We start from the raw sequence: 9,764 nt of genomic DNA, 5'->3' as shown, positions 1-9,764 counted from the left end.
CGGGCCGCGGCCGCCGGGCCGGCGGCGACCACAGGGCCGGCGCCGCGGCCATCGTCGGCGGCGCGGGCACCAGCAGGTACACCGCCGATCCGTCGGTCGCGGCGGCGCAGAACGGCTCGGTGGCGAAGAAGGCGGGGACGATGGCGAGCCCGCGGCCGTCCAGGTGGACGTCGGCGTCGTGCGGGCACAGCCGGTTGCTCACCTCCAGGACGGGAGAGCGCCACGTCAGCCCGGGACCGCGCCCGCCCAGCAGGCCCTCCAGGCCTCCGTCCGCATAGGAGCGGGCCAAGGCGTGCGCTTCGGCCTCCACCCATGCGCGGATGCTGGGCCAGTAGGGCCTCACGGTCGCGTCATGGCAGGCGGCGAGGGCGTGCCTCAGCGACCGCCGCGACCGCCGGTCGTCACGGGACAGATCGCGCAGCGGCCACGCGCGCGGATGCTCGGCCGCGAACGGTTCCAGCTCGGCGCGGAGCAGGCGGTGCGGGGCGGCGACGAGGCCTTCGAGGCCCTCCTCGATCGACCCGGTCCGGCCCAGCAGGCTGAACACGTCCAGGGGCAGCCGCCCGGGCGGGGCGAGCACCCGCGAGATCTCCGCGCCGCACGGGGCCAGCCGCCGGCGCGAGTGCCGGCGCCACGGGTCGAACAGGGCCCGGCGGACGGGGCTCCGCAGCGCGCCCAGCGCGAGCATCGTCTCCGCCAGCGGGCCCAGCGTCGCCACGATCCGAGTCCGCGCGAGGTCGTCCACGCCGAAGTGCAGGCGCACGCTGCTGGTCGCGCGATCGCCGCCGACTCGCATCGGACATCCCCCCGGAGGCGCGGTGGACGCTGCTCGCCAGCGTATTTCAACGAGGCGTGAAACACCTGGCCGCCGTCGGCCGCCCGATGCCACCGTGGGCCTACCCCGTTCACCCCGCGTCCAGGGTGAGGACGGCGGTTCCGGGGCCGGTCCACGGCCGCCGCGACACGCCTCCTCACCACGTCCTTGGTGCAGGCACCAGAACGGAGTACCAGCATGTGGTGCAGGAACGAGCACGCGCGCGCCAGGAAGGCCGCCCTCGCGGCGGCGGCATTCGCGGCCTCCGGCGTCCTGGCGGCGGCCGCGCTGCCCGCCGCCCCGGCGCACGCGGCCGGGGGAGGGACGGTGGCCCTCTCCGGCGCGAACATCACCTACACGGCGGCGCCGGGAGACGCCAACAACGTCGTCCTCAGCGGCGCCGGCGGGACCTTCCGGTTCGACGACGCGGTCCGGATCGTCCCCGGCGCGGGATGCCGGTACCCGGTGGCGGCCGACGACACCCTGGTCGAGTGCACGACCGCGGTCGCCGACCCGCGCCTCGTCGTGCTGGCGGGCGACGGGAACGACGTCGTCCGCAACGGCGCCACCGCCCGGTCGCTGCTGGCCGCGGGCGCCGGCGACGACCGGGTCTTCGGCGGCGACGGCGGCGACCAGATCGACGGCGCCGCGGGCGACGACGAGCTGCGCGGCGCCGCGGGCACCGACCTGATCTTCGACGGCGCCGGCGACGACACGGTCTTCGGCGGCGCCGGCGACGACGTGTTCAGCAACGTCGGCGGCGGCGAGGCCGCGGGCGACGCCGACCTCCTCCGGGGAGGGGACGGCAACGACACCATTGGCGCGCGCAACGAGGAGGGGCCGGACTGGGTGTTCGGCGAGGACGGCAACGACACGCTGCTGAACGGTCCCGGTAACGCCGTCCTGGACGGGGGCGACGGCGTCGACGGCCTGGACGGCGGCCCCGGCAACGACCTGCTCCGGGGCGGTCCCGGCATCGACGGGCTGAACGGCGAGGGCGGCGACGACCTCCTGCTCGGCGGGGACGGGAACGACGACCTCGCGGGCGGGCCGGGCAACGACTCCCTCGACGGCGGCGCGGGCAGCAACCGCCTCGACGGCGGGACCCAGGTGCCGCCGGGCGGGGACACCTGCGTCCGGGGGCCGATCTTCGTGGACTGCAACCCCTGATCGGCGGGGGGCCGGGCGGCACCCGGGTCATCCGCCGCCGGGGCCGTCCCGGTCGCCGCCGTCCCGGTCGCCGTCGTCCCCGTGGCCGTCGCGGCGCCGTGACGGCCACGGGGACCTGACGACCCTGCCGAGGGCGTCGCGGGCCTCCCAGCCCGCGCCGTTGGGCAGCCGCCACTGCCGCCGGTAGGCGATCACCCGCAGGACCGTGCCGGCCAGGACGCCGAGGACGGTCCCGGCCGCCGGCGCGCCGAGCCGGGACGACGCCACCTGCACCGCGGCGACCAGCATCGCGACCGAGGCGTACAGGGCGTTGCCGCCGAACACCGACGGGACGCGCTGGAGCAGCAGGTCCCGGGCGGCGCCGCCGCCGACCGCGGTGACGGTGCCGAGCAGGACGGCGGGCAGCCAGCCGAGCCCGGCGGCCAGGGTCTTCTCCGCCCCGGCGACCGCCCACACGCTGAGCGCGACGGCGTCCAGCAGGGAGAACAGGCGGTTCCAGTCCTGCTCGGTGAAGCTGAGCAGGAACGCCAGCGCCCCGCCGGCCAGCGCGGCGGGGATGTAGAGGGAGTTCGTGAGGGCGACGGGCGGCCCCTGCTGGAGGAGCGTGTCGCGGATCAGGCCGCCGCCGAGGCCGGACACCAGCCCGAGCACGACGTACCCGAACAGGTCCAGCTCGCGGTTGCGCGCCACCGCCCCGCCGAGCAGCCCGTTGATGAACACGCCGGTCAGGTCCAGCGCCGTCGTGATCGTCTCGATCCTCACAGGCGGATCCTAGGGACGGTCCGTCCGGGCGGGCGCGGGCGGGGCCACGGCTTTGTGGAACGTTTGCAGCCGTGTGATGCAGTTGCCAGACGATCGCGGAAAGTATCCAGGACATCACCTTTCGCACGAGAAGGACGTCCGGTGGCCCCGGCCTGAGCCCCCCTGACAGCACGGCGGAGATCCCGCAGGACGTCCGGAAGGGGAGCGGATGCGAGCAGTGGTGTACCAGGGCGCACGCGACGTCGCGGTGAAGGAGGTGCCCGACGCCGATATCAAGGACCCGACGGACGTGCTCGTCCGCATCACCTCCAGCGCCATCTGCGGTAGCGACCTGCACATGTACGACGGCCGCACGGGCGCCGAACCCGGCCTGGTCCTGGGCCACGAACCGCTCGGCACGGTCGTGGAGACCGGTCCCGGCGTCCAGATGGTCCGCGCCGGGGACCGCGTCGTCCTGCCGACCCACCTGTTCTGCGGGCTGTGCGCCGCGTGCGCGCGCGGCCTGTCGGCGGCGTGCCTGCGGGTGCGCCCGGACGGGTTCGGCGCGGCCTACGGGTACGCGGGCATGGGCCCCTACACCGGGGCCCAGGCCGACCTGCTGCGCGTCCCGTACGCCGACGCCAACTGCGTGCGGCTGCCCGGCGAGCCCGGCGACGAGCGCGAGGACGACTTCGTGACCCTGGCCGACGCGTTCGTGACCGGCTGGCACGCCACCGAGCTGGCGGGCGTCCGGCCGGGACGCACGGTCGCGGTGTTCGGCGCCGGGCCGGTCGGCCTGCTGGCCGCCTACAGCGCGCGGCTGCGCGGCGCCGCCGAGGTCTACGTGGTGGACGGCGTCCCGGAGCGGCTGGAGAAGGCGGCCGAGGCGGCGTGCGTGCCGGTGAGCGTCGCGGACGGCGACCCCGTCGAGCAGATCCGCGACCGCCGGCGCCGGGCCGGGCTGCCGCGCGGCGAGGAGCCCTTCGACGGCGTGGACTGCGGCATCGACGCGGTCGGCTTCCAGGCCCTCGACCGGGACGGCTTCGCCGCGGAGAAGCCGTCCCAGGTCCTCGACGACCTGGCGCGGCTGGTCAACCAGGCCGGCCGCCTCGGCATCGCCGGGGTCTACGCGGGCAAGGACCTGCATCCCGCGCCGGAGGGGCACTCCGACGGCGCGCTGCGGCTGCCGTGGGGAACGCTGTGGGGCAAGGGCGTGACGATCGGGACGGGCCGCACCCACGACCGCCGCTACACCGTCCCCCTGCGCGACCTCATCGTGTCCGGCCGGGCCAGGCCCGGCTTCGTCGTCACCCACCACGCGCCGCTGGAGCAGGCCCCGGCGCTGTACGAGGAGTTCGACCGCCGCGCGGCGGGCGTCATCAAGCCCGTCCTGAACCCCTGATCGCCGCTGCCGCGCGCCGCCGTCCCGGATACAACGATGCGTCCCAGGGCATAGTCAGGACGGGGGATTCGATCGGACGGCGGAGAGACCGGATCCCGGTTCCGCGTGGGAGCGGCCGTGCTGGACGAGAGCGAGTCCGAGACACTGGTGGCGGTGCTGGAGGCGCTGGCGGCCCAGAACGGGGACGACGAGTTGCGCGCGGCGGCCGCGGGGATGGCGGTCCTGCTGCGCCGCCGGATGGTCCAGGCGCGGGCGGCGCGCACCGCCGGCGTGGAGGACGTCTCCGCGGCGATCGCGCGGCGGGTGTACGCGATGCTGAGGACGTCCGAGCATTGGGACGGCCCGAGAGCACGGGAGTCCGGGAGCGCGGCCGGGCACGACACCGGTCCACCCCTCGGCCCGAAGGACGTGGACCAGGGGGACGCCGACCGTGAACGGCGGGTCGCCAATGCCACCCGCGACCGCGTCTCCGAGAACATCTGGAAGCTGGTGGGCGCTTACCATCGGGCGCGCGTGCGGTACGACCGCGTCCACGAGGACACGCGGCGGGCCCTCCAGAAGTCCCAGCGGATGCGGCAGGCGTCCCTGGACATCCTGGGGCGGCCACCCGACCCCGATCCCGACTCCGACCCGGACGGCTGACACGCTGCCGGGTGTCACGTCGCGGTCGGCATATCCTCGATCGAGCATTCGCCGACCGTCGATCGAAGGCATCCCTCCGGCCCCGCGGACTGGGAGCCGCAGGGGGAAGAGCCGCGATGGGCACGTACGTCGTCATCGGAGCCGGTCTCGCCGGTGCCGCGACCGCCTGGCACCTGGCCGGGCGCGGCCACGAGGTGACCGTGCTGGAACGGTCCGTCCCGGCCAACGGCGAGGGCAGCTCGCACGGCTCCGCGAGGATCCTCCGGTACGGCTATCCCGACCCGTTCTACGTCCGGCTGGTCGTCGAGGCGCGGGCCGAATGGGACGGGCTGGAGCGCCTGTCCGGCGAGCGGCTCATCAGCGGGACGGGCTCGCTCGACTTCGGGGCCGGCCGCGACCCCGCCGCGCTGGCCGCCCTGTTCGAGGAGGCGGGCGTCGAGCACGAACTCCTCACCTCCGCCGACGCCACTGAGCGCTGGCCGGGCTTCCGCTTCGGTAGCGACGTCGATGGCGACTCCGGTGTCCTGTGGCACCCGGCCGCCGGTGTGATCGACCCGGAGGCCGCGGTGTCGGCCATGCTGCGCCTGGCGCGGGCAGACGGCGCCCGCGTCGAGACGGGGTGGCCGGTGGCCGCGGTCGAGCGCGCCGGCGCCGGGCATCGGGTACTGGCCGCGGACGGGCGGAGGGAGGAGGCCGAGAAGGTCGTCGTCACCGCCGGCGGCTGGCTGCCCGGCCTGCTCGGCGCGCTGCCGCTGCCACGGGCGTTCCTGGACGCGCTCCCGCCGATCCAGGTGATGGAGGAGAACGCCTACCACTTCCCCTACCGCGACGGCGCGGGGGAGGCGTGGCCGACCTTCATCCACAAAGACGCGGGCATGCTCGTCTACGGCCTGCCCGGCGGGCGCGACGCCGCCCTCCCGGACGGCCGGACCGGCCTGAAGATCGCCGAGTACAACGGCGGCCGGCCGATCCGGAGCGCCGCCGCGCGGACGGGCCGGATCGACCCGGCCAACCGCCGGCGGATCACCGGCTACGTCCGGCGGACGCTGCCCGGCCTCGTCCCCGAGCCGTACGCCGAGACGACGTGCCTGTTCACCAACACGCCCACGGAGGACTTCGTGATCGACGGCGTCGGCGGCGTCACCGTCGCCTCGCCGTGCTCCGGGCACGGCGCCAAGTTCGCGCCGCTCCTCGGCCGGATCATCGCCGACGCGGCGTCGGGCGAGCGCCCGGCCCCGGAGCCCTTCCGCGTGGCCTAGATCCCCACAATCTAGATAGGTATTGACGGATAAACGATCGGCGGGCCACCCTGAGGCCATGCAGATCTCCGCGACCGGACGGCGCCACCCCGCCGGGACCGTTCCACCCGCCGGCCCCCGCGAGCGCGGCTGACCATGCCCGCGATCCACTCCCTGTCCTTCCTCACGCCGGGCAACTACCCGGACGACGACCCCTACTCCGGGCTGGAGGCGACGCTCCGCCTGTTCGAGTACGGCGAGGCCGAGGGCTACGACGGCGCCTGGATCCGCCAGCGGCACCTGGAGCACGGCGTCTCGTCCGCCACCGTGTTCCTCGCCGCCGCGACCCAGCGCACCCGCCGGATCGAGCTCGGCACCGGCGTCATCCCGATCGGCTACGAGAACCCGTTCCGGCTCGCCGAGGACCTCACGACCGTGGACGTGCTCTCCCGGGGCCGCTTCCAGGCGGGCTTCAGCACCGGGATGCCGCACGCCGAACTGCTCGCCGACCTCGTCCACGACGGGGACTGGCGCGGCTACGACCTGTCGTACGGGCGCATCGGGCGGGTCCTCGACCACCTGCGCGGCGAGTACCTCGGCGAGCCCGGCACCGTCATCCACTCGCCGGGCGCCGTGCAGCGGCCCCGGCTCCAGCCGCACAGCCCCGGCCTGCTGGACCGCTCCTGGCTGGGCGGGACCAGCCCGCGCTCCGTCCGCTGGGCCGCCGAGCACGGCCTGAACCTGCTCACCGGCAACATCGTCCAGGGCGAGGGCCCCGACGGGCACGCCGACCAGCAGTCCGAGCAGATCGCCCTGTACCGGAGCCTGCTGCCGGCCGGACGCCCGGGCCGCGTCGCGATCGGCCGGGTGATCGTCCCGTTCGACGGCGCGGACGCCGCCACCCGCCGGCGCTACCGCGAGTACCAGGCGAGCCGCCACGAGCGCACGCTCACCGTGCACGGGGACCGGCGCGTCCGGTTCGCGCCCGACCTCGTCGGCCCGTCCGACGAGATCGTGGACGCGCTGCGCGCCGACGTCGCCGTGGCCGAGGTCGGCGAGCTGCGCCTCGAACTGCCCTACGAGTTCAGCGAGCACGACTACCGGCAGATCCTGCACGACGCCCGCGCGCTGATCGCCCCGGCCCTCGGCTGGCGCCCCGCAGCGGAGCCCGTCCCGGCCGGGGGCCCGGCTTCTTGACACGATGGGGCCGTCCTCGACCGAAGGAGACCCCACGTGCGGGTGATGTTCACCGTGTCATCGCAGGCCACCCACTACTCGGCGATGGTGCCCTGGGGATGGGCGCTCCAGGCCGCGGGCCACGAGGTCCGGGTGCTGTGCACGCCCGACCAGACGGCGGCGGTCGGCCGGACGGGGCTGCTGCCCGTACCCGTCCTGGACGGGATGAAGGTCATCACGCGGCTCCGGCTCCAGGCCTACGAGGAGGCCGCGCACGGCGACTGGCCCTACCCGTGGCTGCCCCCGCATCCGCTGACCGGCGAGACCCTGGAGGACCTCGCCGACTTCGATGTCGCGGCGTTCCGGAAGGAGGTCGCCCCCGTCCTCGCGGAACGGGCCGCGCGGAGCTTCGACGCGGCCGTCGCCCACGCCCGCGCCTGGCGGCCCGACCTGATCCTCCACGACCCCGCCAGCCTGGAGGGGCTGCTCGCGTCCCGCGTCACCGGCGTCCCGGCCGCGCTGTGCCTGTGGGGGCCCGTCGGCACCCACGAGCCCGAGCACATGCGGATCGTCCCGGCCGACCACAGCGGCTCCTTCCCGCGCCACGGCCAGGGCGACTTCTCCCTCGACATGATCGAACGCGTCCTCGACCCGTGCCCGCCGTCCCTGGACGTGCCGGTCCCGGCCGAGCGCGTCCGGTTCTCCTTCGTGCCGTTCAACGGGACCACGCCCGTCCCGCCGTGGGCGCTGGAGCCCCCCGCGCCCGGACGCCCGCGCGTCTGCGTGACCTGGTCGACGGCCCTGACCGCGACCACCGGCCCGAACTCCTACCTGCTCCCGTCCGTCCTCCGCGCCCTGGACGGCCTGGACTGCGAGGTCATCGTCACGGCCACCGCCGCCGACGTGGCCGCCCTCGGCCCGGTGCCCGACGGCGTCCGGGTCGTCGAGCACGTCCCGCTGCTCACCGTCCTCCCGGGTTGCGCCGCCGTCGTCCACCACGGCGGCAGCGGAAGCGCCATGACGGCGTTCTGGGCGGGCGTCCCCCAGCTGATCGCCACGTTCGCGTCCGAGCAGGCGGCCACCGCCCGCCGCGTCGCCGCCGCCGGAGCGGGCCGGCACCTGCGCGGCCACGAGGCCGGCCCCGGCGCGCTGCGCGCGGCCGTCCAGGACCTCGTCACCGACCCCGCCTACCGTGAGAACACCGCGAGGCTCCGCGAGGAGATGCGGGCGCAGCCGACCCCGGCGCGGCTCGTCGACATCCTGGAGAAGGCTCACGACGCGCGGTCGCCGAACCTCTTCAGCTCGTGGCGCGAGTCGACGCCGAGCTTCGGGAACGCCTTGTAGAGGTGGTAGGCCACGGTGCGGGGGCTGAGGAAGAGCCGCGCGGCGATCTCGCGGTTGGTGGCCCCGGCCGCGGCCAGCCGCACCACCTGCGCCTCCTGGGACGTCAGGCAGGACAGCGGGCCGCCGTCCCGGGACGGCGCCGCGCGCTCGCCGGCCGCCTCCAGCTCCGCCCGCGCGCGGGCCGCCCACGGAGCCGCGCCGATGGCCTCGAACGTCTCCAGCGCCGACCGCAGGCGCGTGCGCGCCGCCCCGGGACGTCGCGCACGCCGCAGCCACTGCCCCCACAGCAGCTCGGTACGGGCCCGCTCCAGCGGCCGGTCGCCCCGGCCGTGCAGCTCGGCCGCCTCCTCGTAACTCGCCTCCGCATCGGCGGAACGGACGAGCGCGCGGCAGCGCAGGGCCACGGCACGGGCCCAGGGCTGCCCGATGCGGGACATCCAGGCCTCCACGCCCTCCAGCGCCGCCGCCGCGTATCCGGGCCGTCCGGCCCGCACGGCCGCCTCGACCAGGTCCGCGCCGTGGCAGTTGATCAGGAAGGGGCTGCGGACCCAGCGGGAGCCGCTCATGGCCGCCAGCCTGTCGGCCGCCTCCGCGTAGCGTCCCCGGCCCAGCTCGGCCAGGCCGAGCGCGTAGGCGCCCCACACCGCGCCGACCGCCACCTCCCGGCCCGCGGCCTTGGCGGCGGCCCTCGCGGCCAGTGATCCGCACCGCTCGTCGTCGCCGGACACGGCGGCCAGATGGGCCAGGACGGCGAGCAGCAGCCGCTCCTGGTGGTCCTGACCGGCGCCCTCCGCGAGCGCCAGGCCCTCGGTGGCGCAGGCTAGGGCGTCCCCGTACAGGCCCCGGTTGAGCCGGGTCACCGCGAGCAGGGTCAGCGCCTCCGGCAGCAGGCCAAGCTCCCCGTCCTCGCGGCATCGCCGGACCTGCGCCTCCGCCACCGCGGACGCGGCGCCGTCATCGCCCGCCGCCAGCGCCGCGTAGACCCCCAGCAGGTTGAGCCGGACGTCGCCGCCGGGCTCCCGCGCCCTGCCGATCAGATCCCGCAGATGCGGCAGCCCCTGGAGCGGATCCCCGGCGATGACGTGCCGCACGGCCAGGGCCGCGTCGACGACCCCCGCGACGGCCACGGGCACCGCGGGCAGCCGCGGCCCCGCGGGCGCCGGGGACGAGGCCGTGTTCGGCGGCGGCAAGGTGATCCGCGAGTCGATGGGCCAGGCCCGCACCACCCGCGCGGACG

At 75.8% G+C, this 9,764-nt stretch carries 9 protein-coding genes and 1 pseudogene; 7 read left to right on the top strand and 3 right to left on the bottom strand.

What is annotated here, in order from left to right; genetic code table 11:
• A pseudogene (locus E1300_RS43290) lies at positions 1-796 on the bottom strand (hypothetical protein); the annotation flags it as partial.
• A 216-nt stretch (positions 797-1,012) separates the two neighbouring features.
• Here E1300_RS43290 and E1300_RS43285 point away from each other — a divergent pair.
• On the top strand, positions 1,013-1,984 hold the full coding sequence (locus tag E1300_RS43285; RefSeq protein ID WP_131763093.1) for a calcium-binding protein: 972 nt from the start codon (positions 1,013-1,015) through the stop codon (positions 1,982-1,984).
• Between the two features lie 27 nt (positions 1,985-2,011).
• Here E1300_RS43285 and E1300_RS43280 read toward each other — a convergent pair whose 3' ends face one another.
• A complete protein-coding gene (locus E1300_RS43280; RefSeq protein ID WP_131763092.1) occupies positions 2,012-2,746 on the bottom strand; it encodes a trimeric intracellular cation channel family protein in 735 nt (244 codons plus the stop codon).
• Positions 2,747-2,954: 208 nt separating this feature from the next.
• On the opposite strand from E1300_RS43280, the gene E1300_RS43275 reads away from it, so the two are divergent.
• From E1300_RS43275 to E1300_RS43255, 5 genes are all read left to right on the top strand, one after another.
• Entirely contained in the window at positions 2,955-4,127 is a 1,173-nt protein-coding gene (locus tag E1300_RS43275; protein WP_131763091.1) for a glutathione-independent formaldehyde dehydrogenase, read from the top strand.
• A gap of 117 nt (positions 4,128-4,244) precedes the next feature.
• On the top strand, positions 4,245-4,769 hold the full coding sequence (locus tag E1300_RS43270) for a hypothetical protein (RefSeq protein ID WP_131763090.1): 525 nt from the start codon (positions 4,245-4,247) through the stop codon (positions 4,767-4,769).
• 116 nt (positions 4,770-4,885) lie between these two features.
• Positions 4,886-6,028, top strand: coding sequence for an FAD-dependent oxidoreductase (locus tag E1300_RS43265; protein WP_131763089.1), 1,143 nt, complete (start codon positions 4,886-4,888; stop codon positions 6,026-6,028).
• 135 nt (positions 6,029-6,163) lie between these two features.
• Positions 6,164-7,204 carry an LLM class flavin-dependent oxidoreductase gene (locus E1300_RS43260; RefSeq protein ID WP_131763088.1) on the top strand — a complete coding sequence of 347 codons (1,041 nt, stop codon included), beginning with the start codon at positions 6,164-6,166 and terminating at the stop codon, positions 7,202-7,204.
• A gap of 45 nt (positions 7,205-7,249) precedes the next feature.
• Positions 7,250-8,527 (top strand): nucleotide disphospho-sugar-binding domain-containing protein, encoded by a 1,278-nt coding sequence (locus E1300_RS43255; RefSeq protein ID WP_242619769.1) that lies wholly within the window; start codon positions 7,250-7,252, stop codon positions 8,525-8,527.
• On the opposite strand, the gene E1300_RS54095 is transcribed toward E1300_RS43255, so the two are convergent.
• Positions 8,455-8,964, bottom strand: coding sequence for a helix-turn-helix transcriptional regulator (locus E1300_RS54095; protein ID WP_370785905.1), 510 nt, complete (start codon positions 8,962-8,964; stop codon positions 8,455-8,457). The two genes, E1300_RS43255 and E1300_RS54095, sit on opposite strands and share 73 nt — an antisense overlap.
• A 640-nt stretch (positions 8,965-9,604) precedes the next feature.
• Between E1300_RS54095 and E1300_RS54090 the strand changes: the two genes are divergently transcribed.
• The coding region (locus E1300_RS54090; protein WP_370785902.1) for a hypothetical protein at positions 9,605-9,764 on the top strand (160 nt) is incomplete at its 3' end.

It is taken from the genome of Actinomadura fibrosa (genome assembly GCF_900659615.1).
Taxonomy (GTDB): domain Bacteria; phylum Actinomycetota; class Actinomycetes; order Streptosporangiales; family Streptosporangiaceae; genus Spirillospora; species Spirillospora fibrosa.
This window is presented reverse-complemented; position numbering and strand designations above follow the sequence as displayed.

Excerpts from the sequence above, each read along its gene's own strand:
- E1300_RS43285 (WP_131763093.1), top strand. The coding sequence starts at position 1,013 with ATGTGGTGCAGGAACGAGCACGCGCGCGCCAGGAAGGCCGCCCTCGCG.
- E1300_RS43275 (WP_131763091.1), top strand. The coding sequence starts at position 2,955 with ATGCGAGCAGTGGTGTACCAGGGCGCACGCGACGTCGCGGTGAAGGAG.
- E1300_RS54095 (WP_370785905.1), bottom strand. The coding sequence starts at position 8,964 with ATGTCCCGCATCGGGCAGCCCTGGGCCCGTGCCGTGGCCCTGCGCTGC.
- E1300_RS43260 (WP_131763088.1), top strand. The coding sequence starts at position 6,164 with ATGCCCGCGATCCACTCCCTGTCCTTCCTCACGCCGGGCAACTACCCG.
- E1300_RS43255 (WP_242619769.1), top strand. The coding sequence starts at position 7,250 with ATGTTCACCGTGTCATCGCAGGCCACCCACTACTCGGCGATGGTGCCC.
- E1300_RS43265 (WP_131763089.1), top strand. The coding sequence starts at position 4,886 with ATGGGCACGTACGTCGTCATCGGAGCCGGTCTCGCCGGTGCCGCGACC.